The following is a 22290-nucleotide window of genomic DNA, read 5'->3' as shown; positions in this document are numbered from 1 at the left end:
AGATCAAATCCTCCGGCTCTGGAACGATCACTCTGTGGTTCTAGCCACGATCAAACCCGGCAGGATGTTGCAAGGAGAGTAGGGGTGAGAATTCAACGTCTGCTATTGATTGCCCCGACCGAAATGGTCCATACACCGGCTTTCGATCGGGCGCGAGCCCTGGCCTGTGCAACCGGTGCAATGTTGCACATTGTCGCTTTCGATCATGTTCAGGCACTGGCGGTGGCCGGCCTGTTCGATCACGACGCGATGGCCCAGGCGCGGGAAGGTTATTTGCAGGTGCATCGTCACTGGCTTGAGCAGCAAGCCCGGTTTCAACGATGCGAAGGGTTGCAGGTGACCACTGAAGTGGTCTGGGCCAGACCAAGCCTGGCGCACCTGCTTGAGTACGTGAATGACTTCCATGCGGACCTGGTGATCAAGGACACACACCGCGTGTCGGCATTCGACCGCGCCTTCCACCGACCTCTGGACTGGCAGTTGCTGCGCGACTGTCCGGCCCCTTTGCACCTGGTCACCGATGCCGTACACCCAAACCCGTTGAACATACTCGCCACCATCGACCTGTCCCATCTGGAGACGCTGACCCAAGGGCTGAATGACCGGATTCTCGACCTCGCCTCGACGCTGGCTGAGTCGTGTGGCGCCACCTTGCACCTGCTCAACGTCGACGGCTGGTCGGAGTTGGGAGGGTCTGAGGTAAACGTGCCGACAGCGACACTGGATGGCAGTTTGAGAGACGCAATCAGCGATGCTCAGCTAGAGGCCTTTGAGGTGCTTGCCGAACGCTACGGTATCGAAAAACAGCAGCAACATTTACTGCCTGGCATCCCCACTGAGGTGATCACACATTTCGCACAACAACATGCTTTCGACATGGTGGTATTGGGGACAACCTACCATCACGGGATCGATATTTTTATCGGCAGTACGGCCGAAAGCATATTGAACCGGGCACCTTGCAGTCTGACGATCATCAAGCCATTGTCCCAGGTCGATTGACAGTTTCTGCCAGTCTCTTTCACGAAACAAAAAAAGCCCCTCGCCGGTTTCCCGGTGAGGGGCTTCTGTCGCGTGAAGGGGTGATTCAGCTGGATTTGATTTGTACCTTTTTGTCCGCGCTCATGGCTTCGGGCTTCTTCGGCAGCGAAATACTCAGCACGCCTTTGCTGAAATTTGCTTCGATCTTGTCGGCATCGACACCTTTAGGCAGGCTGAACGCCCGCTGGAAGGAGCCATAGTGACGCTCTGACAAGTGATAGCCTTTTCTTTTTTCTTCCTTGTCCTCTTTCTTTTCACCTTTGATGATCAGATTGCCGTTGGACAGTTTGATGTCGATATTTTCCTGATCCATGCCTGGCAGTTCGGCGGTGATTTCGAAGCTTTCATCCTTTTCGGTAATGTCCACCGCTGGCAGGCTGCGGCCGATAAATTCGCGACTCCAGAACGGTTCGACATCAAATAGCCCACGCCGAAAAGGCGTCAGCCCCGAACCACGATTGAAGTCTTCGAACAGGTGATCGACCTGCTGGCGCAGTTTTTCCAGGGGACGCCAAGGATCTGTTGCCATCGGTTGCTGATCGGTTTTTTCGTCGTCGGTATGCACCGGCATTTTCTTCTCGAAATTGGCCATTTTTCATTCCTCCTTTTCAGTACGGCGGTGGGCCGGGAACATCTCGGAGGCTGGTCCACCACAACAGATTCAGGCCTTACCTTAAAAGGTTAGTATTCCTGTGGCTCAGGGGCCGACCAACAGTCGGTTTCTGACTGCTAGCCGTCTATTTCGAGAACTTGCGTGCACCAACCACGCAAAGAATCACCGCAACGGTCACACCCAACATGCCAAGGCTGACCTGCTCGTGCAGCAGCGTGGCCGCCAGCGCCAGACCAAAGAACGGCTGCAGCAGCTGCAGCTGACCGACGGCGGCAATCCCGCCTTGAGCCAGCCCGCGGTACCAGAATACGAAGCCGAGAAACATGCTGAACAGCGAGACGTAAGCCAGGCTGAACCACGCGGGAAGGGTGATGCCCGAGAGCGCAGGCGGGGCCAGAAACCAGGTCAGCGGGATCATGACGGGCAACGACAGCACCAAGGCCCAGGAAATCACCTGCCAACCGCCCAGTGTTCTGGAAAGCTTTGCGCCTTCCGCATAGCCCAGTCCGCAGGCGAGAATCGCCAGCAACATCAGGATGTCCCCCGCAGGAGCAGCGGTCAGGCCTTGGGAAACGGCAAACCCCACCACCAACAGGCTTCCCAACACCGAGAAAAACCAGAAAACCGGCCGGGGCCGCTCGCCACCGCGCCAGACACCAAACGCTGCGGTGGCCAGTGGCAACAGGCCAACGAAGACGATGGAATGCGCGGACGTCACATATTGCAGCGCCAACGCGGTCAGCAGCGGAAACCCCAATACAACGCCAAGAGCCACGATTGCCAGGGAGAAAAGCTGACTTTTGGCCGGCCGTTTTTCGTTGAAAAGCAGCAGCATGCACAGCGCCAGAATGGCCGCGATGCTGGCCCGGGCAACGGTCAAGAAGACCGGATCAAATTCCAGAACGGCCACCCGTGTCGCCGGCAACGAGCCGCTGAAGATGAGCACGCCGATGAACCCGTTGAGCCATCCGCTCGCGGTCTTTTCCGTGGTGTGGTGTTGCAGATTCGATGTGCGTTCCATTGAGGATCCCCTTTATGCAGGTTGCATGGGAGGCATCGTATGGACGAAACTCAATACAATCAAAATATTGTCATGGATACACTTGCGCATGCCTCGCTCTCGCTACAAATCACTGGTGGATGCGTTTGCGGCGGATATCCGCTGCGGACGATTGTTGCCGGGCACGCGTTTGCCGACGCACCGTCTGTTGGCGGCAACCGAAGGGCTGGCTCTGGTGACGGCAACCCGGGTCTATGCGGAGCTGGAAGCCATGGGCCTGGTCAGCGGGGAAGCGGGGCGGGGGACGTTTGTCAGGGAAACCTCGTGGTCGCCTAACCAGGCAATCGACCAGCATGCGGTTGCCGCTGGCATGACCGACCTGAACTTCAACTATCCAGCGCTTCCCGGGCAGGCAGAACTGTTGCGCAATGCCCTGCGCCAGCTCGCAGCGGCCGGCGATCTGGAATCGCTGCTGCGCTACCAGCCACACGCCGGGCGCCCGCATGAACGTGCCTCTGTGGCGCGCCATCTGCGCGTCCGGGGTCTGACGGTTGAGGCGGAGCAGGTGTTGATCGTCAACGGTGCCCAGCAGGGGCTGGCCGTGACGATGATGGCGCTGTTGCAACCCGGTGATGTGATTGCGGCAGACGCGTTGACCTATTCAGGATTCAAGGCCCTGGCCGACTCACTGCACCTTGAAATCGTGCCCATTGCGGTGCTCGATCACGGGCCTGATCTTGAGGCGCTGGAAAGCCTGTGCCGGCATAGACGCGTGCGGGCCGTGTACACGATGCCGACCCTGCACAATCCGCTGGGGTGGGTGATGAGTACCGATCAACGCGAGTCTCTGGTGGCGATTGCGCGCCGGCATGGACTGCTGATCATCGAGGACGCCGCTTACGCCTTCCTGGCGGAAAATCCCCCCGCACCGCTGGCGGTACTCGCCCCCGAGAGGACGGTTTACGTGTCAGGGCTTTCCAAAAGCGTGGCTACCGGATTGCGCGTCGGCTTCGTCGTCGCCCCCCTTCAAAACGTGCCCGCGTTGGAGCGCACGATTAAAGCGACTACCTGGAATACCCCTGGCGTGATGACGGCGATCGCCACGACATGGCTCGACGACGGCACCGTCCTGCAACTGGAAGCCGAAAAGCGCCGGGACGCGCAAGCGAGGCAAGTCGTGGCCGGCGAGGTACTGGCGGGACTGCGCTGCATTCGCCATCCATCGTCGTATTTTCTTTGGCTGCCATTGTCGGAAGACGCAAGGGCCGACCAGATCGCCATGGCGTTGATGCGCGAAAACGTGTCGGTTTCCACCGCCGAACCGTTTGCCACCTCAGCCAACGTCCCGCATGCGTTTCGCCTGGCGCTGGGCTCCGTGGAGATGGGCGCACTGAGGGAGGCGCTGGAAAAAGTGAAGTGGATGGTTGGGGTTTATTCGTAATAAGTCGCTACACATTTGTAGCAGTGTCGTAGTCTGATTCAAGCGCCGCTTTGAACCTGCTCAATGATCAGTTGCGCCAGTACCCGCACCGGCTCGGTAAAACTTTGTCGAGCCCGATGGACGAGGCCGATATCACGATGGAAGGTGTGTTGCCCAAGATCGAGCGCACGCACCCCCGCGGGCCAATCCTGATGAATCGCGGTCTGTGGCACCAGCGCGACACCGACGCCATTTTCGACCAGTTTGATAATGGCCTCCAGTTCATCCAGCTCGCACACTTCACGCAAGGTGAAATGCATTTGCCGCAAGAAACGATCGACCTGCCTGCCGCCAAAAGATGATCGGTCGTAGCGAATGAAGGGTTGGTTGCAAAGCAGTGCCGACCAGTCTTCTCCGGGCACATCACGCGCAACGATCAGCCGGTAGGGCTCGAGTGCCAGGGTCGTCCAGCGCAGATCGCTTTGTAGCGAAAAGGGCGGGCGAATGATCACCGCCATGTCGATCTCGCCGGCATCCACCAGATTGACCAACTCCATCGACAGACCCGGAATCACCCGGGTTCGACATTGCGGGCACTGTTGGTGAAATCTGGCGAGCGCATCCGGCAGGAACGAGCGCTGCACGGAAGCGATGGCACCGATGTTCACTAACACGCTGGCTGGCAGCCCAGCGGTGGTGGACCCCAGATTGTCATAGAGGCGAAGCAGCTCCTGCGCCTGCAGAAGTATCTGATGCCCCATTCTGTTGAGGTGAGCCGAGCGGCCCTTGCGCTCGAAAATCTGGAAGCCCAGCTCGGCCTCCAGACGCTGCATCTGGGCGCTCACGGCAGCCTGAGTCAGCCCGATCCTGTTCCCGGCAGCGGCAAAGGTGCCTTCGCGCGCGACGGCAATGAGAGTTTTCAATTCTTTGATCATTCACAAATATTAATTGTGTTTCTAAGAAATATATATTGATTTTTTTGTTTGGTCTGCGGCTCTACGATTGACTCCGTACTCAAAACAAAACCGATAACAACCTTGATTGGAGTTCAGATGAGCATTTCTCCTTTTCACTTGGCGATCCCTGTTTATGACCTCGCGGCGACACGCACCTTTTACGTTGAAGTGTTCGGACTGCAAGAAGGACGCTCCAGCACACAGTGGGTCGACTTTGATTTCTACGGTCACCAACTGGTTATCCATGAGCACCCAAAAACTGCTTCTCAGGAGAGCGTGCATAGCAATCCGGTAGACGGGCACGACGTCCCCGTTCCGCACTTCGGCATCATTCTGGAGTGGCAGCAATGGGAAGCCCTGGCCGAGCGACTGAAGTCCTTTGGTACCGAGTTTGTGATTGAGCCCTACATTCGATTCAAAGGGCAGGTCGGCGAACAAGCCACCATGTTCCTGTTCGATCCGTGTGGCAACGCACTTGAGTTCAAGGCGTTCAAGGATATGAGCCAGCTCTTCGCCAAGTAATAGAAGTCATGGCACAACCTTGTTGTGCCATTCGATTTCAAATGAGCTGGAAGCTCATGACTCTAGCAACTGCCATGTAATGCAGTCCTTTCACTCCAACAAGAAGGCTAGACATGAAACGTATCCCTTTGGTTTGGCAAATAGTTGCCGGGCTGTTGCTTGGCGTGCTCGTCGGTTGGTACTTCAATACACACCCGCAGTATCAAGGCTGGGTCAGTTCTGAAATCCTCAAACCCCTTGGCGATATCTTCATCAAGATGATGAAGATGGTCGTTGTGCCCATTGTCTTCTGTTGCATGATCCTGGGTATTGCCGGCGGCGGTGATAACAAGTCGTTTGGGCGCATGGGCGTCAAGTCGCTGGGCTATTTCTTCGCGATTACCGGCCTGGCCATTGTGATGGGGTTGTGTTTCGCCAATATCTTCGAGCCCGGCACGGGCACTGATATTTCGGGCATTTCCCAGAGCACCGCTTCGGTCAACATGGAGCCTTCGAAGGGCGCTCTCGTCATTCTGCAGAACATTGTTCCCGATAATGTTTTTATCGCGATGTCGGAAGCGAAGTTGCTCTCGGTACTGTTCTTCGCCGTGCTGTTCGGCCTGGCATTGAACTCGCTCCCCAAAGAAAGAAGCGCACCGGTGGTGGCGGTGGTTCAAGGCATCTCTGATGCAATGTTCAAGGTTGTCGGTATTGTCATGGCGTATGCGCCGATCGGGGTATTCGGCATGATCGGCGCTACCGTGGCGACCTTCGGTTTTGCCTCGCTATTGCCTCTGCTCAAGTTGATCGGTGTGGTTTATCTGGCATTGGTTGTCTTTGCGCTGGTGGTGCTGGGCGGTATTTGCTACCTGATTGGCGAGAACATTTTCAAACTGATCAAGTATTTCCGTGATGAGCTGATTCTGGCGTTCTCCAGTGCCGCATCGGCATCGGTCATGCCGCAGTTGATGAGCAAGCTGGAACACTATGGCGTGCCGCGTCGAATCGTCAGTTTCGTGGTGCCGGTGGGTTACGCATTCAACCTGGATGGCGCGTCGATCTTCCTCGGCGTGGCGACGATTTTTGTCGCGCAACTCTATGGGATCGACCTGTCGCTGTCCCAGCAGATACTGCTGGTGGTGACGATGGTGCTGACCTCCAAAGGAGCTGCCGGCGTTCCCGGATTCGCCATCATTATCCTGTCCGCCACCCTGGCGTCTGCCGGTCTGCCACTGGAAGGGGTCGCACTGATTGCCGGCATCTTCCGGATTATCGACAGCGGCACCACCACCCTGAACGTGCTGGGCAATGCGATCGCGCCCTTGGTCATCGCCAAATGGGAAAAGGTCAGTATTGAGCCTTCAGTTGCCCGAGTGGCGCAGAAAACCTAATCACCAGCCTCCAGTCAAGCGCAATCCCACAGGGTTCCGTGTATTAACCCGTGTCAGTTACTTATCAGGAGTCATGCAATGAGCAATCTAACTTACGTTCAGGAATACAACGCGATTGTCGACGTACTTAACCAGTACAACGAAGGTGGCGCGAAGGCCGACAGCGCGCTGATGAAGCCCGCTTTCAACGAGCAGGCCACCCTGTTTGGCGTCGATGGCGACAAGCTCGTCGGCGGTGCGATCCAGAACCTCTACGACATTATCGACAATGCGTTCCGTCCATCCCCGCAAGCCAAAGCCGCCATCGTGCGCATCGACATCGTCGGTACGGCAGCCAGTGCGCGGGTCGATACCGACAACGTTTCCGGGTTCCGCTTCACCGACTTCTTTAACCTGCTGAAGGTAGAAGGCAAGTGGACCATCGTCAGCAAGATCTACCACACCCATCCGAACGCCTGATCCCTCGGGTTAGTAACGTTACCGTTTGAAAAAACCAGGAAGGTCCTCACGCCGAGGACTTTCCAATCATTCTCAACCACGATGCATTCTTTGTAGCAGCAGGCTACGCCAGCTGGCTACAAACTGCATTTATCCCCGCACCTGGCGTAACCATCGAATATTTGCTTAAGTCCAGCTATCGCAGCCACACGGGCGCGGTCCTCAATCCCTGACGGGCGCTTCAACCGGAGAATCCCATGCCCTCTCGATTCCCGCGTTTCGCCGCATTGCTCGCCATCCTCCTGGTCGGCACTTTGCCCTGCGCCCACGCTGTCGAATACACCCAGGTGAACACCACCGCCAGCAAAATCTCGTTCACCTATAACCAGTTCGGCTCCCGGGCCTACGGCACTTTCGGCAAGTTCGAAGTCACACTCGATTTCGACACGCAAAACCCCGAAACGGCCCACGCCAAGTTGACCATCGACCTTGCCAGCATCGACGCCGGGGATAGCGATGCCAACAGCGAACTGCAAAAGCCTGCCTGGTTCAACACGGCGGATTATCCGGTGGCGACCTTTGAATCGACCGGCGTGGAAGCACTGGGCGATCACCATTACTTGATCACCGGCAATCTCACCCTCAGGGGTATGACGCGTGAGTTGCAAGTGAAGGTGAAGTTGAAGCCGGAACATGCCATCGGGATCTTCGATGGCGACATCGTTGTTAAACGCAGCGACTTCAATATTGGGGAAGGGGAGTGGGCGGGGAATGTCGTCTCCAATGACATCAACATCCGCTTCCGCATCGTCGCACCCGAGCAGTGATTTTCCTGTGAGGGGGCTCGATCTGTGACAATAGCGGGGCTAAGCCTTAACCCGGAGTCAAAAACGCAATGCCCCAGTTCACCCACTTCGCCACCTCGTGCCCGGAGCCCATCAACAGCCAGATCCTGCAGATGGTCGTCGACAATCTGACCGACATCAGCATGGTGGGCATCGCGCCGAGCAACCCGTTGTACAACGTGTATCAATACACAGTGGGCTATGAGGTTCATCTCTACCTCGAAGCGCTCGGCGGCGCCAAAGGCATTGCTGTCGAACTGATCGTCGCAATGGACGATGAAGACCCTGAGAAGGTCATCGGCTTTCTGCTGTACCTGCCCGTCAAGGACGATCCCGATGCGTGCGGCGTAGCGTATATGGCGGTGCAGGCCGGCCATCGGCGACGGGGCGTTGCGCGGGCGATGTTGCAAGACATGCTCAGCCGCTATCCGCATGCAGAGTTGACCTGCAGCGTCGCCAAAGTGCCCTGGTTCGAATCGATGGGCTTTCAAGTGCTGGGCGTGCGCGGCACTCAAGTGTTGATGAACACCCGTGATCACGGCACCGAAGGCTTGATGGGCTTGCTGGATGTGACTTCGATCTACAGTTCTTTGGAGGTGCGGCAGATACATACGTATCTGCTGCACAAATACGGCAAGCGGGCGATGATCGATGCAGAGAAGCAACGTGACCGCCATCTCGACCAAATGACGCGCAACGCGCAGGCGTTTGTGCTGAATCGTTTGGGCGAAACCGCAGTGCGCGGCCCTCGTCCCGTCTAGACTGTTGGGTCCTTTCGGGCGCGCAGGCTGGCCGAGGCGTGATATTCTGTCGCACAACTTGGTTTGACTTATTCAGTTCGCATGTCCACAGACGTGCAGACAGAATCAATGTCGCTCAAAGTAGCTGAGCCAATAACGATAAAAATCAGTGCACGAGGGACATATAACTGAGGTCGATGGAATCACGTCGGCCTTGTGTGCCCACCTTCAAATCCTTGTAAGTGCAGGAACCCACGGCACGCTGCCTGCGTACCCGTACACCTGGGTTGCTCATGATTGAGGATTGGGGGCGGATGGCGTTTATCATAGGTGCTACAGATGTTTAAGAAACTGAACACAGCCCTGCTGGGGCTGGCTTTGTCGATGGGGATCACGTCCGCCTACGCGGAAGAGACAAAGAAAGTCGATGTGCTGCTCATTGGCGGCGGCATCATGAGTGCAACCCTGGGTGTGTGGCTCAATGAGCTGGAACCCGGCCTGTCGATGGAAATGGTCGAGCGCCTCGACGGCGTCGCCCAGGAAAGCTCCAACGGCTGGAACAACGCCGGTACCGGTCACTCCGCCCTGGCCGAATTGAACTACACCCCGGAAGACGACAAGGGCAACGTCCAGATCGCGAAAGCCGTTGAAATCAACGAAGCCTTCCAGATCTCCCGTCAGTTCTGGGCCTGGCAAGTTCAGCAAGGCGTGCTGAAGAACCCGCGTTCGTTCATCAACTCCACTCCGCACATGAGCTTCGTGTGGGGCGATGACAACATCAAGTTCCTGAAAAAGCGCTACGAAGCCCTGCAAGCGAGCCCGCTGTTCGCCGGCATGCAGTACTCCGAAGACCCGGCTGTGATCAAGAAGTGGGTTCCGCTGATGATGGAAGGGCGTGACCCGAACCAGAAAGTCGCGGCCACCTGGAGCCCGATCGGCACCGACATGAACTTTGGCGAGATCACCCGCCAGTTCGTCGCGCACCTGCAAACCACACCGAAGTTCGACTTGAAACTGTCTAGCGAAGTGCAAGACATCACCAAGAACGAAGACGGCAGCTGGCGCGTCAGCTACAAAAACCTGAAAGACGGCACCAAAACCGAAACCGACGCCAAGTTCGTCTTCATCGGCGCGGGCGGCGGTGCACTGCACCTGCTGCAGAAGTCCGGCATTCCTGAAGCCAAGGAATACGCAGGCTTCCCGGTCGGCGGCTCGTTCCTTGTGACCGAAAACCCGACCCTGGCCGAACAACACCTGGCCAAGGCCTACGGCAAAGCCTCCGTTGGCGCACCGCCAATGTCGGTTCCGCACCTGGACACCCGTGTGCTGGACGGCAAGCGCGTCATTCTGTTTGGCCCATTCGCGACCTTCAGCACCAAGTTCCTCAAAGAAGGTTCGTACCTGGACCTGCTGACCACCACGACCACACACAACGTGTGGCCAATGACCAAGGTCGGCATCAAGGAATACCCATTGGTCGAGTACCTTGCAGGCCAACTGATGCTGTCTGACGAAGACCGCCTCAACGCCCTGAAAGAATACTTCCCGAACGCCAAAGCTGAAGACTGGCGCCTGTGGCAAGCCGGCCAACGCGTGCAAATCATCAAGCGTGATGAAGCTGCCGGTGGCGTGCTGAAGTTGGGTACCGAGATCGTTGCTTCTGCTGACGGCACTATTGCTGGTCTGCTGGGCGCATCGCCAGGCGCTTCGACTGCCGCACCGATCATGCTGACCGTGCTGCAGAAAGTGTTCAAGGACAAGGTTGCGACCCCAGCCTGGCAGGAAAAACTGCGTCAGATCGTGCCGAGTTATGGCACTCAGCTGAACAGCAACCCTGCGAAAGTGGCTGAAGAGTGGGCTTACACCGCCAAGGTGCTGGAGCTGACTCCGCCGCCGGTGATTGGTCAGGTGGCGGCTCCGGCTGCTGCTCCGGCTGCTCCGGCCAAGGCACCGAAGGCTAATGCTGCGACGGATATGGCTTTGTAACTAGAGGCCTTGTCAAAAGCCCACTGAACCGGTGACGGTCAGTGGGCTTTTTTGTGTCTGGAATTCGATCCAGGAAGCCCCGCTTGCGCGGGGCTCGATAGTCACTTTTGCTGGAGGAACGTCAGCAGATCTTGATTGAGCCGCTCCTTGTGCGTATCTGCCAAGCCGTGGGGTGCGCCAGGATAGACAATCAACTTCGAATTTTTGACCAGCTTGGCTGCGGCATGCGCCGAGGCAGCGATCGGTACGATCTGATCGTCATCGCCGTGCACGATCAGTGTGGGCACGTCAAATTTGGCCAGATCCGGGCGGAAATCAGTGGCTGAGAACGCGGCGATCGAGTCATAGGTGTTTTTGTGGCCCGCTTGCATGCCCTGGACCCAGAACGAATCGATCAGCCCCTGCGAGGGTGTTGCCCCTTTGCGGTTGAAGCCAAAGAACGGGCCGGAGGCGATGTCGCGATACAGCTGCGAGCGGTTTTCCAGCGACGCTTTGCGAAGGCCATCGAAGACTTCAATCGGCAGGCCGCCTGGGTAGTCATTGGTTTTGAGCATCATCGGCGGGACGGCACTGATGAGCGCTGCTTTTTTCACGCGCCCGGTACCGTGCCGGCCAATGTAGCGGGCAACCTCACCGCCACCGGTTGAAAAACCGACCAGGGTTACGTCTTTCAGGTCGAGCGTTTCGATCACAGTGGCCAAATCGTCAGCGTAGTGATCCATATCGTTGCCCTCCCACGGCTGGCTGGAGCGCCCATGGCCGCGCCGGTCGTGAGCGATGACGCGGTAGCCCTTGTCCGCCAGGAACATCATCTGCGATTCCCAGCTGTCCGAATTCAGCGGCCAACCATGGCTGAACGTCACGACTTGTCCATCTTTCGGACCCCAGTCCTTGTAGTAAAGCTGTACGCCATCCTGGGTCGTTATGTAGCTGTTGCCACGGGTTTTTGGTGTCTCTGCGAGGCTGAAGTCTGCCGCCAACGTTGCAAATGCCGCGCTGATGGCTAGAAGTGTGTGGGTGATTTTGCTCATATAAAGTTCCTCGGTTGACTGTAGTTAGCTCTCTGCCATCCGGGTATCCGATGGCGAGTCGACAAGGAGAATTCTTGCAGGGGAATGTATACCGGCTGTGTTCAGAACCGGCCGTTTCTAATATTTGTGAGTATGGAAAGGCGCTGGATACAGTTGCATACAAAACCCTGCTCGTGCAGGCCCATCGGTAGGGTCTGCACGGCCGAGAACCACCTACGGATTGGACCCTAGGTTGAGAGTGACGCACAGACCCCCGCCTTCGCGGTTGCGCAGGCTCAGCGATCCGCCGATGGCCACGGCCAGTTGCAGAGCGATGGCCAGGCCTAGGCCGGTGCCCCCGGTGTTGCGGTTACGTGAGCTTTCCACGCGATAGAACGGCTTCGTCACTTCTGCCAAAACGTCCTCTGAGATGCCCGGGCCGCGGTCGAGCACGCTGATCGAAACGCCCGCGCTGGCATTGCTGGCGATTTCCACTTCAGCGTTACCAGCGTATTTGAGTGCGTTATCAACCAGATTCACCATGATGCGCCGCAGGGCATGAGGGCGTGTCTCGATGACCGCGCCGTTCTTGCCGCAGAGGCTGACTTCATGGCCGGTGTCCTGATAGTCGAATACGAGGCTATCGAGAAAGGAGTCCAGGTTGATGCGGCAACTGGCTTCAGCCGCGCCATGAACACTGCGGGCATAGGCGACGCCTTCGCGGACCAGATGCTCGATTTCGTAGAGATCGCTGCCCAGTTTGTCTTTCTCCACGGAGTCGACCATGAACTCAGCGCGCAGCTTCATGCGGGTGATGGGCGTCTGCAAATCATGGGAAATCGCCGCCAGCAGTTGCATGCGCTCCTTCAAGTATTCGGCGATCCGTGCTTGCATGGTATTGAAGGCCCGAGCCGCATAGGCCACTTCACGGGGGCCGTTTTCATCCAGATGCACGGGGTGTGCGTTGGGGTCGAGATTTTCGACCGCTTCGGCCAGGCGGCTGAGCGGGCGGGTCGCAATCCGGACGGCGAGCCAGGTGCAGGCGATCATCAGCATGAGCTGACCGAACAGCACAAAGGGAAGCCAGGGCGACAGCGGCCTGACCGAGGGGCGTACATCGATGGTGACCGGGCTGCCATCGGCCAGGTGCAGCTGGGCCTGGAAATGTTCGCGTGGGCCAGGGATCTGGACGAAGGTCAGGTCATAGTCGCGACCCAGAGAGGCTTCGAGCGATTGCGCGGCTATCGCGGCGAGATCGTTCGAAGCGAGCGGAATGCCGGCGTCATGTTCGCGCAGCAGATAATCGTAGTTGCGACGCTGCAGGCGTTTGGTCCACTCCAGGCGCTCAGGGGCGGGCAAGCGGTCGAGGATGGCGATGGAGGTCGCCGTGTCATGCTCGAAATTGCCCAGCATGGCCGTTTTCGTACTCTGGTAACGCTCGTAATACTGCGCTCCGAACGTCAGTCCCTGAGCGAGTAGCAGACCGGCCAGAAAAATCAGCCACAACCGCGACGCCAGCGTATGCGGCCAATGCAACGCGAACCTCATACCTGCTCCTCAAGCAGTTCTACCGCGAAGGTGAAGACATAACCTTCACTGCGCACCGTCTTTATATAGGCTTGCTCACGGGCATCATCCAACAAGCGCTGGCGAAGGCGGCTGACCAGCAGGTCGATGGAGCGATCGAACAAATCCGCTTCTCGGCCCTGGGTCAGGTTGAGCAAATGATCGCGGCTGAGCACACGCTGCGGGTGATCGAGGAACACGCGTAGCAACCGGTATTCCGCGCCGCTCAGGGCGACCAGGGTGTCGTCGTCATCGAGCAGGTGACGGGCCGTGGTATCCAGGCGCCAACGGCCGAACCTGAGCAGGCGACCGCTCTCGGTGACGAGCAGATTGGGCGGCAGCATGCGGGTGCGCCGAAGCACCGCGTTGATGCGCGCGAGCAGTTCGCGGGCGGCGAATGGTTTGGCCAGGTAGTCGTCGGCACCCATTTCCAGACCAATGATGCGGTCGGTCTCGTCGGTGCGTGCGGTGAGCATCAGCACGGGGGTGGCCTTGTGTTTGCCTACCCGCAGTTCCCGGCACAGCTGCAGGCCATCGTCGCCCGGCATCATGATGTCGAGCACGATCAAGTCGACTTGATTGGTTTCGAGAAAGGCCCGCATCTGGCGCCCGTCCGCGGCGACTGTAGTGCGCAGGCCGTTCTTCTGCAGGTAATTGCCGACCAGCTCCCTGATCTCGCGATCGTCATCCACGATCAATACGTGATCGATGTGTCCCATTCCTTGTGCTCCGAAGTGTGCGCGTCGATTGCGCAGTATGGCGATGCCCCGGCGCCTGTCCGTAGGGCTTCGTAAGTCTGTCCCGGCGTAAGGCAGTAGCCAGACGCACCCAAATAACGGCGGCGATTGTATCGCTCTGTATTTCTTCAACCCGTCTCAGTCACGTAACGAAGCCAATTGGGGACTTCTTGACCATCGAGACAACACGACTCGCCTCGATAACCACGACAAACTTATCGACTGCAAGGAAATAACCATGAACTTTAAAAACCCTCTCCGCCGCATGCCTGCTTACCCGTTCTGAGCGCCAGCGCACTGCTTTCCATGGCTGGACATCGATCAGGTGATCTCGCTAATGGAAGAGAGCGGCCAGCACTGCATTTTGGTGAACGCACAGATGACCTACCTGGACTCCCACGGTGAGAAGCGGGTCCTAGCATACGGCAAGCTGGCCGCGAACTGTTACAACGGCGGCTGATTCAGAGTGCTCGTTCATTACAGCTTTAACAGATGCGGCTATCTGTCTACAGTCCGCTTCTGGCCGCTTTCTGCCCTGCGTGAAGTGCAGCAATAGATCATGCTTAGATGTTGGGGTGGCAAAAAATGATACTGGTTGCGACGGCCGTTGCAGCAGGAACTTCAGGGTATTGGCCAGGTCAATAGCGGCCCTGTGTCGGAAATGCCGAGCAGCGCTGTGGTCTGTTTTACGGCAGTGCCGTCCGAGTCCAGTCGAGTCCGCTTCCTGATGCCAACCAAGAGTTTTCTGCCGGGCCTCATCCTGGTGTTCTGCGCCGCCGCGTCGTTTTGTTCTATCGCTGCCGAGCGAAGAGCACCCGCGCAAAGCAACAGCGCATCAACCACCCTGATCGAAACAGCCTCGCGACAGTATGAAAATGGCCAACTGGAGCAGGCCGCCGCCACGCTGGAGCGTGCGCTGCATATCCAGCCGAACAATCCCGCGACTCTGCATTACCTTGGTGTATTGCGTCTTCAGCAGGGGCAGTACCAGCAGGCTGAAACCTTGGCGGTGCGCTCGAACATGCGGGTTGGTCGCAATGTCGAGTTGCGCAACCGCAACTTCCAATTGATCCAGGCGGCGCAGCAGGCCCAATCTTCGGGTACTCCACCCAATGCCAAAGAGGGCCTGGTTGCCGTACAGAAGGGGCTGGAAGAAGAGATCCAAAGACGCCACGAAGTGGAAGAGGCGGTTGTTGAGCAATCCATTCCGGACACTGGGCGCGACGCTGACAACTTCGTTAGTGCAGAGACAGATCGGGTTTCGGATGCACCGATGGCTGACAGAGCCGGGCCCGAAGGAAAATTGCAAATGACTAATGTCGAGCCAGTGCGGGCGTACGCCGAGGTTGAGATTCCCCGCGGCCATATGCCGCCTCCAGGTAAATGCCGAATCTGGTTTCCTGATCGTCCGCCGGGGCATCAGCCTGCACCCGGCAAATGCAAGAAGCTCCGATATCGGGTTCCCTCAGGAGCCTATCTGGTGCGCGGTTGAATTTCTGAATGTCCACAGCCGATTTACAGCCATTGGTGACGGGTAGCAATCGACCCCAAAGCAGGCAATCAGAAAATCTGCTTCGCCAGTTATCGCCATAAAAACTCGAATGAAAGACTGGCGATTGCCCCTTAACCCCGAATGCTGGAATGGCCGGTAAAAAAGTGATTCGATTCGATCGGGTCTTTTCGCCGAAAGCTGCGGGAAATAGGCAAAGCCTACGGCAAGCAAGTGCTCAAGGATCGTCTGGGGATCGATCCTTCAAGTTGCATAATCTGACGACTAAACGGCGGCTGTGAGATGTGCAATCGAACCGACATTTTTCGGTCTCAGCAACAACGACAAAGGCGCGAAGTAACTTAAAATCCATGTGATGCTCAGATGGTCTTAAATGTGTCCATATCAGTCTTAGATTGTATCGTCGTTTTCTGCAATGCTGACTGTGATTTGCAACTGAGCAGAAAAGGAACGTCAGTATGAAAATGATTAAGTCGAGTCCCCGTCGTATGATCGCCAGCGGAGTTCTAGCGTTTGTCACTTTGATATCTCTCGCGACTAGCATTGCATCGGGACAGACGCGTCCCGAAATGGCCAGCCCCAACAAGCCTGGATATGCGGTGTTCTTTATTCAGGTAAACAATCCGGATGCGTATACGGAGTACGCATCCTTAGTCCTTCCGTCTCTAAAGCCATATCAAGGTCGCTTGATATCTGCAGTTAGTCGAAATGATATGCGCCAAATTGAGGGCGTTCCGTCCTTGGATAGAGCTGCGATTATTGAGTTTCCGTCCTTTGTAGTGGTCAACTAATCCCGGACACGACGTTAAGTTTTTCTTCGGCCTGAGCTGGCGCCAGCCCACCGATGAATTGATGGGGTCGAATCCAGTTACTGGGTTCTTGGGCCAAATCCACCATAAGGTTTCAACGGTACAACAGAAGTAACTTCCAGCATCCCGGAATTTACCAGTGGCAGCGTTGCCAGCTTTTCCCGAACGGCAGTCTCGTTTTCAGCCTCAACCAGTAGGCAGGCGCCACCCATGTCACCACGGTGCCAGATGTTGCGGATAAATCCCTCCAGATAGAGAGCCCTGGCACGCTGAGCTTCGGCTTCGAGATGCGGCGCAAAATCCGCATCGGAAAAACGCTCCGAGACTCGACGCGAAAGCGTGATGAACTGCATATATATCCCCTTCAAGGCGTTATTCGTTTAAACAGTTCACGGATAATTGCAAAAAATACTATTCTGGTCCAAGACGCGTTCTACATGACTTGAGACCCGATTCACATGACCTTAGATCTTCGATTGCTTGTTGCGTTTATCGCTGTCGCTGAAACTGAAAATGTCGGTCAAGCCGCCAGCCGTCTACATATCTCGCAGTCGCCTTTGAGTCGGCAAATCATTCAGCTTGAAGCGCAGCTTGGTCTGAGGTTATTCGAACGCGCACGTCAGCGCATGCGCCTGACTGACGAAGGACGTCTTTTCCTTCAGGAGGCGCGCAGCCTGGTCGCCCATGCATCTGAAGTCGAAGCAGCGGCGCGCAGTATCGCTCTTGGTGAGACAGGCCATATCGCCGTGGGTTATGTCGAAGCGGCCATGCACTCCAATGTATTACCGCGTGCCCTTGCGGGTCTGCAATCAGGCCATCGGGCTGCTACCTTCGAACTCCGTCCCATGGGCTCCTCAGAACAATCCGAGGCCCTGCTCGGTAGAGCGCTCGATTTCGGGCTGGTTTATTCAGTTCCTGAGAGCGCAGACATAGAGTCCATGGAGGTTTCAAGCGAAGCGCTCCTGCTTGTTCTGGGAAAAAAACATGTTATGGCCACGCAAGCGAGCATTGCTCCTCAAGACTTGAACGGGGAGCGTTGGGTTGCCTTGGCCCGGTCAAAAAATCCTGCGGCCCGCCAGCGTTTTCTTGAGAACTGCTCCGCTTGCGGTTTCTTGCCTGACATCAAGGTAGAGGCGGATGACCTGCTGGTAGCCTTGCGGCTGGTGGCCTCAGGTTTGGGCATTACCTTTGTCCAGGCGAGTCTTCGGGATTTTCTTGCAGATAGCGTCATATTTCGCGAGCTGCCCTGGTTTCCTTCACGGGTCAGGGTCTATGCCATCTGGCGCAAGGACGACCCCAAGCCGCTTGTCGCGACGCTCCGGCAAGCGCTCTTGGCGGCCTAGCATTAATTCTGCAAGGACTAGATTCAACTCCATCTCCACATGGGCGACCGTTTAACTATGCAAGGTATGTTCCGCGGACGCTTACCCATCCGAACCGCCTCGCATAACTTTCATCGTTAACTCTGTTCGCGGTTTTCAGTGAGAAGGCTGAACGTCCCTTTTTTGGCTGGCTATTTAAGCAGCGGCTCCCTAGAACTTTTCCTTATTTATCTGTCTATGTGGATAGGCACATCCGCTCGGTAAGCGCGAACTCGCAGGCTTCCCGCAGCCAGATGGCCATACATCCAATTGTCTATCAGAGGTTGTCTTCGCTCATGAAATTTCATGACCCACGGATGGTGCTCTTCGGCCTGTTCGCGTTCGCGGCAGTGGGCTCGGCATCAGCAACACAGATGAAGACCTCAACCCCTGTTTTCGCAACTGCAGTCACAGCCGTTCAGACTCCTGTACAGGCCGCCGGCAACCCTTGGCCGATCTTGGCCGGCAAGCAGTCAGGGCCGTTGCTTGCCCATGACGACCGATACTGGCATGACCACCGTCGGCACGATCGTAGAGACGATTGGCGCCGAGACGACTGGCGTAGAGATAACTGGCGCAGAGAGCAAGCCCGCCGAGAAGCTGAACGCCGTCGTGACTGGGAGCGCCACCATGATCGTGCCATGCGGCACCGCTACGAAGACGATCACCGCTACTATCGTCGCTAGTGCGAAGCCATGGGATCACACGTCCTACGGATGACAGTCACTGCTGAGCATTCACGGCTTTGCTTGAACGAAAGACCACCCAACTCGCCGCCACAAGCACCCACGCAGCAACACCGCCATACAGCATCACCCAGCCAAACCCATGCGCCAACGCTGCGTTGGCGACATCGAGCGTAATCGTAGCGCCCTGGCCGGTCTGCCCCAACACCGCGGAGTTACCGGCTGAAATATTCTCCGCCAGCAACCTCAACTGCACTTCATCGGGCGAGCCCGATAACTGGTTACGCAGGGAAGACAGGATGCCTTCCACCAGGATGAAACCCATCAGCGCGATATTGATGGCAAGGCTGATCATACGAGCGCTGATATCGATGCCCGATGCCATGCCGGCACGCTCACTGGGCACCGATCCGGTGGTGGTATTGGTCACAGGTGTGTTGGTCAGCCCCAGTCCGATCCCGGCGATCAGGCAGCCTGGAAGCATCGTCAGCCAACTGGCATGCGTGACACTGCTGCCCCATTTCATCAGCAGGAATCCCAGACCTATGGTGAACAAGCCCGCGGGAATCACCACGTCAGGTCGATAACGCAGCGCAAGCCGTTCGCCTAATGGGGGGACTATCAGCGTCGGCAGCGTATAGGCCAGTAGTGCCAGACCGGTGCCGATACCGGCGTAGCCCAGACTATTTTGAAAGTACAGAGGCAGGTAGATCATGAAGGGCCAGAAGCTGAAATTCATGCCTGCCGACCCGAGCAAAGCCCCCGAGAAGCGGCGGATACGGAACACCGAGAAGTCGAACATGGGATCGGCATAGCGTCGCTGGGCGACGACAAAGACGATGAAGCTGAGCATTGCCACAATCAGGCTGGTGATGGCCGAACCGCTGGAGAAACCCACTCCAGCTCCTTGAGTGATGAACCAGGAAAGACCCAACACTGCCAGCGATAGCGAAATTATGCCCAACACATCCAGCCTGCGACGCTGCGGGTCGCGTGATTCATCGACACCGGCGATCACCAGCGCGAGCGCGAGCACGGCAATGGGCGCATGCACCAGGAATACCCATTCCCAACTCGACAGCGCCACGATAGCTGCGCCGATAATCGGGCCGAACCCCAGACCGATGCCGAACACGATCCCCCAGGCACCGAACGCTTTACCGCGTGCAGCTCCCGACTGGAATCGGTGAGACAGCACTGCCACCTGACAGATCAGCATGGCACCACCGGACATGCCTTGCAGGAATCGGCTTGCAATCAACACGCTGGCGCTTTGCGCCCATCCACAGGCCAGTGAGGTAATGCCGAAAAGCACCAGGCTAATGACAAATACTCGCTTGCGCCCATACCGATCCGCCAGTGTGCCGGTGGCCATCAGCACCATGGTGCAGGCGATGGTGTAGGCATTCATGATCCACTGCATATCGTTGAAATCGCTATGCAGAACCGATTCAAGCGTTGGCAGGATGGCCGGCACGCTCGAGATTTCCAGGCCGAACATCAGCGAGGCCAAACACACGGCGGCTATTGTGAAAACATCTTTTTGCGAAGAAGAGAACAGCATCGTGATCTTCCAGATCAAGTTGATGGGCACTGGCAAGGCCGCCCCAAGGGGCGTTGGTACGATCGCCTGACCAGCGTCACCAGACATAACTCCAAGTGACCGGCCGCATTCTGGAAGTAATTAAAAAATGACAGAAATGATTTAATTTCGTAAGTTTTATTAATATTCATCATGAGTGGGCTAAATGGACTTCGACCCAGCGCTGTTGCGTGCTTTTGTCGCGATCAAGGAGACCGGTAGTTTCACTCGTGCCGCAGAGCGGCTGCACTTAAGCCAGTCAGCGATCAGTCATCAGGTCCGGCGATTGGAAGAACAGGCCGGTACCGCGCTACTGGTGCGCACCACCCGACGTTTGACGCTGACAGAAGATGGCGAGGATTTTCTGCGCCATGCCGAACACGTCCTCAGAGCGCAAGACGCTCTCTCCCGGCGTTTCGAAGCGTCATCGGTTTCCGGCGCCGTGCGCTTTGGTGTGCCGGAAAACTTTATCGGCGATGGCCTGCCGCCGTTACTGACTCGGTTCGCCAGACAATTTCCCGCCGTTCGTCTGGATGTAACCGTCGGCACCTACCTCGACCTGCGCGCGCTGGTCGATGCCGATGGACTCGATCTGGCCGTGGTCATGGCATTGCCGGGCAGTCAGTTCGGCGGTACCGTGCTGCGCGAAACCCGGTTTGTCTGGGCCGCGGCGCAGGGTTTCGACTTTACCGGCGATTGCCCTTTGCCGCTGGCGTTTGCACCAGCGCCTTGCGTACACCGCCAGGTGGCCGTAGAGGCGTTGGCGAGTTCCACCGTGAATTGGCGGGTCGCCTTTACCTCTCCCAGTCAACAAGGATTGCGTGCGGCGGTATTGGCGGGACTTGCCGTCACCGCGCTACCGCTGGGAGATCTAGAACCCGGCATGGTGGTGATTGACGGTCAACATGGCCTGCCACCGCTGGTGGAGGCTGATTTCAGACTGATATGGAGTGTCACAGGAAAGACGCCGGCGGCCCATGCATTTGGTCAACTGCTGGCGGAGATGTCTGAGTCGCCATCGATGTAGAACAAATTGATCAGAGCGTCCATCGGCACCGGACCTTCTCACGCTGATTGTCTGCGCCAAGTGCCAGGTGATGTGCCGAACTGGCGTTTGAATGCGCGACTGAACGCGGCTTCGGATTCATAGCCAACTGCAAAGCCAATTTGCGCCACATTACCGCGACCTTCGCGCAGCTGTTGAGCCGCCACGTGCATACGCCAGAGCGTCAGGTATTGCATCGGTGGCTGTCCAACCAATGCCGTGAATCGCTCCGCGAATACCGAGCGTGACATGCCCACTGCAAGAGCCAGGGCTTCTGCAGTCCAGCCCTCGGTTGGACGAGCATGGAGCAGCGCCAGTGCGCGCCCGATATGCGGATCTCGCAAACCCGCCAGCCACCCGCGCCGCTCAGCGGGGAGGCTCGCGACATACTGGCTGACGGCTTCGACGAATAGCAATTCGGAGAGCTTGGCGATGACCGTTGTCGAGCCGAGACGCCCCGCTGCAATCTCACTGACAGCGAAACGGAATGAGCTTTCAATCCAGGCTCCCGAAACTGTCGCGCGCAAGTCTAATTTCAATAAGGATGGCAGCGACGAAAGCAATGGATTGAAGGGTGTTTCAGAACCGAGGAATCCGCACAAAAGCTGCGTGACTTCGCCGCCCCCGCCGTACTTGATTCGTGAAATAGCGCCGACTTCTGGCGGCTGAATAACTTCGCCCGCCGGCATGGGCGCAATGCTTAGATCGCTGCCAAAAGAATGAGCGTCATTGTGAGGAAGCAGAACGAGTTCGCCTGCCCGCACGTCAATGGCGGCACCACCGTCGACTTGTAAATGCATATGCCCTGCGGCGACAAAATGCGACGCAATGATATGTCGAGGTGCCTCCAGGAACGGTTTGCAATCGTCCGCAGAGATTCTTCCCTTGATGCACCAGGGCGCAGTGAATTCCGACTCGAGGAAGACCCCTCCAGACAGCCGAATCACACGCAACACATCAGAAAACGCATCCAACAATTGCCAGCCCTCCATTCCGGAGTCCGGAGCATGTAATCAGGCGGACTGGTCATTCGTCGCCTGAACTGCGAGGCCT

General features: G+C 57.2%; 23 protein-coding genes. 14 read left to right on the top strand and 9 right to left on the bottom strand.

Features of this window, described 5'->3' with window-relative positions; translation table 11 throughout:
- Positions 1-84 precede the first annotated feature (84 nt).
- Positions 85-1002, top strand: coding sequence for a universal stress protein (locus tag MEB48_RS19480; protein ID WP_237885584.1), 918 nt, complete (start codon positions 85-87; stop codon positions 1000-1002).
- 85 nt (positions 1003-1087) lie between these two features.
- Here the strand turns inward: MEB48_RS19480 and MEB48_RS19475 are convergent, their stop codons facing one another.
- Both MEB48_RS19475 and MEB48_RS19470 read right to left on the bottom strand, forming a co-directional pair.
- The gene (locus tag MEB48_RS19475; RefSeq protein ID WP_237885583.1) at positions 1088-1633 is read right to left on the bottom strand and encodes an Hsp20/alpha crystallin family protein; all 546 of its coding nucleotides are present in this window, start codon (positions 1631-1633) and stop codon (positions 1088-1090) included.
- Between the two features lie 145 nt (positions 1634-1778).
- Positions 1779-2675 (bottom strand): DMT family transporter, encoded by an 897-nt coding sequence (locus MEB48_RS19470; protein WP_237885582.1) that lies wholly within the window; start codon positions 2673-2675, stop codon positions 1779-1781.
- Positions 2676-2763: 88 nt separating this feature from the next.
- Here MEB48_RS19470 and MEB48_RS19465 point away from each other — a divergent pair, with 88 nt between their 5' ends.
- Positions 2764-4095 carry an aminotransferase-like domain-containing protein gene (locus MEB48_RS19465; protein WP_237885581.1) on the top strand — a complete coding sequence of 444 codons (1332 nt, stop codon included), beginning with the start codon at positions 2764-2766 and terminating at the stop codon, positions 4093-4095.
- 38 nt (positions 4096-4133) lie between these two features.
- Here the strand turns inward: MEB48_RS19465 and MEB48_RS19460 are convergent, their stop codons facing one another.
- Positions 4134-5009, bottom strand: a complete 876-nt coding sequence (locus MEB48_RS19460; protein WP_237885580.1) for a LysR substrate-binding domain-containing protein — start codon at positions 5007-5009, stop codon at positions 4134-4136.
- A gap of 117 nt (positions 5010-5126) precedes the next feature.
- Between MEB48_RS19460 and MEB48_RS19455 the strand changes: the two genes are divergently transcribed.
- The 6 genes from MEB48_RS19455 to mqo all read left to right on the top strand — a co-directional run bounded on the left by MEB48_RS19455 (position 5127) and on the right by mqo (position 10931).
- Entirely contained in the window at positions 5127-5552 is a 426-nt protein-coding gene (locus MEB48_RS19455; protein WP_237885579.1) for a VOC family protein, read from the top strand.
- A gap of 113 nt (positions 5553-5665) precedes the next feature.
- Positions 5666-6922 (top strand): cation:dicarboxylate symporter family transporter, encoded by a 1257-nt coding sequence (locus MEB48_RS19450; protein WP_237885578.1) that lies wholly within the window; start codon positions 5666-5668, stop codon positions 6920-6922.
- 78 nt (positions 6923-7000) lie between these two features.
- Entirely contained in the window at positions 7001-7381 is a 381-nt protein-coding gene (locus MEB48_RS19445; RefSeq protein ID WP_237885577.1) for a nuclear transport factor 2 family protein, read from the top strand.
- Positions 7382-7617: 236 nt separating this feature from the next.
- The gene (locus MEB48_RS19440) at positions 7618-8187 is read left to right on the top strand and encodes a YceI family protein (RefSeq protein WP_237885576.1); all 570 of its coding nucleotides are present in this window, start codon (positions 7618-7620) and stop codon (positions 8185-8187) included.
- Between the two features lie 68 nt (positions 8188-8255).
- Positions 8256-8966 carry a GNAT family N-acetyltransferase gene (locus MEB48_RS19435; RefSeq protein WP_237885575.1) on the top strand — a complete coding sequence of 237 codons (711 nt, stop codon included), beginning with the start codon at positions 8256-8258 and terminating at the stop codon, positions 8964-8966.
- 318 nt (positions 8967-9284) lie between these two features.
- Positions 9285-10931: a malate dehydrogenase (quinone) gene (gene mqo, locus MEB48_RS19430; protein ID WP_237885574.1), complete on the top strand. Its 1647-nt coding sequence runs from the start codon at positions 9285-9287 to the stop codon at positions 10929-10931.
- Positions 10932-11032: 101 nt separating this feature from the next.
- Here mqo and MEB48_RS19425 read toward each other — a convergent pair whose 3' ends face one another.
- From MEB48_RS19425 to MEB48_RS19415, 3 genes are all read right to left on the bottom strand, one after another.
- On the bottom strand, positions 11033-11962 hold the full coding sequence (locus tag MEB48_RS19425; RefSeq protein ID WP_237885573.1) for an alpha/beta fold hydrolase: 930 nt from the start codon (positions 11960-11962) through the stop codon (positions 11033-11035).
- Between the two features lie 213 nt (positions 11963-12175).
- Positions 12176-13489 carry an ATP-binding protein gene (locus tag MEB48_RS19420; protein WP_237885572.1) on the bottom strand — a complete coding sequence of 438 codons (1314 nt, stop codon included), beginning with the start codon at positions 13487-13489 and terminating at the stop codon, positions 12176-12178.
- Positions 13486-14226 (bottom strand): response regulator, encoded by a 741-nt coding sequence (locus tag MEB48_RS19415; protein ID WP_237885571.1) that lies wholly within the window; start codon positions 14224-14226, stop codon positions 13486-13488. Before MEB48_RS19415 ends, MEB48_RS19420 begins: the two co-directional genes overlap by 4 nt.
- 328 nt (positions 14227-14554) lie before the next feature.
- Between MEB48_RS19415 and MEB48_RS29460 the strand changes: the two genes are divergently transcribed.
- The 3 genes from MEB48_RS29460 to MEB48_RS19405 all read left to right on the top strand — a co-directional run bounded on the left by MEB48_RS29460 (position 14555) and on the right by MEB48_RS19405 (position 16545).
- Positions 14555-14704, top strand: coding sequence for a DUF2790 domain-containing protein (locus MEB48_RS29460; RefSeq protein ID WP_442969113.1), 150 nt, complete (start codon positions 14555-14557; stop codon positions 14702-14704).
- Between the two features lie 267 nt (positions 14705-14971).
- Positions 14972-15736, top strand: a complete 765-nt coding sequence (locus tag MEB48_RS19410) for a tetratricopeptide repeat protein (RefSeq protein WP_237885608.1) — start codon at positions 14972-14974, stop codon at positions 15734-15736.
- A 476-nt stretch (positions 15737-16212) separates the two neighbouring features.
- A complete protein-coding gene (locus MEB48_RS19405; RefSeq protein ID WP_237885570.1) occupies positions 16213-16545 on the top strand; it encodes a DUF1330 domain-containing protein in 333 nt (110 codons plus the stop codon).
- 77 nt (positions 16546-16622) lie between these two features.
- Here the strand turns inward: MEB48_RS19405 and MEB48_RS19400 are convergent, their stop codons facing one another.
- Positions 16623-16916 carry a muconolactone Delta-isomerase family protein gene (locus MEB48_RS19400; protein WP_237885569.1) on the bottom strand — a complete coding sequence of 98 codons (294 nt, stop codon included), beginning with the start codon at positions 16914-16916 and terminating at the stop codon, positions 16623-16625.
- Positions 16917-17021: 105 nt separating this feature from the next.
- Here MEB48_RS19400 and MEB48_RS19395 point away from each other — a divergent pair, with 105 nt between their 5' ends.
- Together MEB48_RS19395 and MEB48_RS19390 are read left to right on the top strand one after the other, a co-directional pair.
- Positions 17022-17906 carry a LysR family transcriptional regulator gene (locus MEB48_RS19395; protein WP_237885568.1) on the top strand — a complete coding sequence of 295 codons (885 nt, stop codon included), beginning with the start codon at positions 17022-17024 and terminating at the stop codon, positions 17904-17906.
- Positions 17907-18220: 314 nt separating this feature from the next.
- Entirely contained in the window at positions 18221-18610 is a 390-nt protein-coding gene (locus MEB48_RS19390; protein ID WP_237885567.1) for a hypothetical protein, read from the top strand.
- Between the two features lie 37 nt (positions 18611-18647).
- Here the strand turns inward: MEB48_RS19390 and MEB48_RS19385 are convergent, their stop codons facing one another.
- Positions 18648-20174 (bottom strand): MFS transporter, encoded by a 1527-nt coding sequence (locus tag MEB48_RS19385; RefSeq protein WP_237885607.1) that lies wholly within the window; start codon positions 20172-20174, stop codon positions 18648-18650.
- 184 nt (positions 20175-20358) lie between these two features.
- On the opposite strand from MEB48_RS19385, the gene MEB48_RS19380 reads away from it, so the two are divergent.
- Positions 20359-21219: a LysR family transcriptional regulator gene (locus MEB48_RS19380; RefSeq protein ID WP_237885566.1), complete on the top strand. Its 861-nt coding sequence runs from the start codon at positions 20359-20361 to the stop codon at positions 21217-21219.
- Between the two features lie 38 nt (positions 21220-21257).
- Here MEB48_RS19380 and MEB48_RS19375 read toward each other — a convergent pair whose 3' ends face one another.
- Complete coding sequence (locus tag MEB48_RS19375) at positions 21258-22214, bottom strand: AraC family transcriptional regulator (protein WP_237885606.1); 957 nt, start codon at positions 22212-22214, stop codon at positions 21258-21260.
- Positions 22215-22290: the final 76 nt, after the last annotated feature.

Source organism: Pseudomonas sp. PGPR40, assembly GCF_022014505.1.
Lineage (GTDB): Bacteria > Pseudomonadota > Gammaproteobacteria > Pseudomonadales > Pseudomonadaceae > Aquipseudomonas.
Note: the sequence above shows the minus strand (reverse complement) of the source record. Positions and strands in the feature narration are given on the sequence as shown.

Bases quoted from the DNA above. Each gene is read 5' to 3' on its own strand.
- MEB48_RS19475 (WP_237885583.1), bottom strand. From the start codon at position 1,633: ATGGCCAATTTCGAGAAGAAAATGCCGGTGCATACCGACGACGAAAAA.
- MEB48_RS19470 (WP_237885582.1), bottom strand. From the start codon at position 2,675: ATGGAACGCACATCGAATCTGCAACACCACACCACGGAAAAGACCGCG.
- MEB48_RS19465 (WP_237885581.1), top strand. From the start codon at position 2,764: ATGCCTCGCTCTCGCTACAAATCACTGGTGGATGCGTTTGCGGCGGAT.
- MEB48_RS19460 (WP_237885580.1), bottom strand. From the start codon at position 5,009: ATGATCAAAGAATTGAAAACTCTCATTGCCGTCGCGCGCGAAGGCACC.
- MEB48_RS19455 (WP_237885579.1), top strand. From the start codon at position 5,127: ATGAGCATTTCTCCTTTTCACTTGGCGATCCCTGTTTATGACCTCGCG.
- MEB48_RS19450 (WP_237885578.1), top strand. From the start codon at position 5,666: ATGAAACGTATCCCTTTGGTTTGGCAAATAGTTGCCGGGCTGTTGCTT.
- MEB48_RS19445 (WP_237885577.1), top strand. From the start codon at position 7,001: ATGAGCAATCTAACTTACGTTCAGGAATACAACGCGATTGTCGACGTA.
- MEB48_RS19440 (WP_237885576.1), top strand. From the start codon at position 7,618: ATGCCCTCTCGATTCCCGCGTTTCGCCGCATTGCTCGCCATCCTCCTG.
- MEB48_RS19435 (WP_237885575.1), top strand. From the start codon at position 8,256: ATGCCCCAGTTCACCCACTTCGCCACCTCGTGCCCGGAGCCCATCAAC.
- mqo (WP_237885574.1), top strand. From the start codon at position 9,285: ATGTTTAAGAAACTGAACACAGCCCTGCTGGGGCTGGCTTTGTCGATG.
- MEB48_RS19425 (WP_237885573.1), bottom strand. From the start codon at position 11,962: ATGAGCAAAATCACCCACACACTTCTAGCCATCAGCGCGGCATTTGCA.
- MEB48_RS19420 (WP_237885572.1), bottom strand. From the start codon at position 13,489: ATGAGGTTCGCGTTGCATTGGCCGCATACGCTGGCGTCGCGGTTGTGG.
- MEB48_RS19415 (WP_237885571.1), bottom strand. From the start codon at position 14,226: ATGGGACACATCGATCACGTATTGATCGTGGATGACGATCGCGAGATC.
- MEB48_RS19410 (WP_237885608.1), top strand. From the start codon at position 14,972: ATGCCAACCAAGAGTTTTCTGCCGGGCCTCATCCTGGTGTTCTGCGCC.
- MEB48_RS19405 (WP_237885570.1), top strand. From the start codon at position 16,213: ATGAAAATGATTAAGTCGAGTCCCCGTCGTATGATCGCCAGCGGAGTT.
- MEB48_RS19400 (WP_237885569.1), bottom strand. From the start codon at position 16,916: ATGCAGTTCATCACGCTTTCGCGTCGAGTCTCGGAGCGTTTTTCCGAT.
- MEB48_RS19395 (WP_237885568.1), top strand. From the start codon at position 17,022: ATGACCTTAGATCTTCGATTGCTTGTTGCGTTTATCGCTGTCGCTGAA.
- MEB48_RS19390 (WP_237885567.1), top strand. From the start codon at position 18,221: ATGAAATTTCATGACCCACGGATGGTGCTCTTCGGCCTGTTCGCGTTC.
- MEB48_RS19385 (WP_237885607.1), bottom strand. From the start codon at position 20,174: ATGCTGTTCTCTTCTTCGCAAAAAGATGTTTTCACAATAGCCGCCGTG.
- MEB48_RS19380 (WP_237885566.1), top strand. From the start codon at position 20,359: ATGGACTTCGACCCAGCGCTGTTGCGTGCTTTTGTCGCGATCAAGGAG.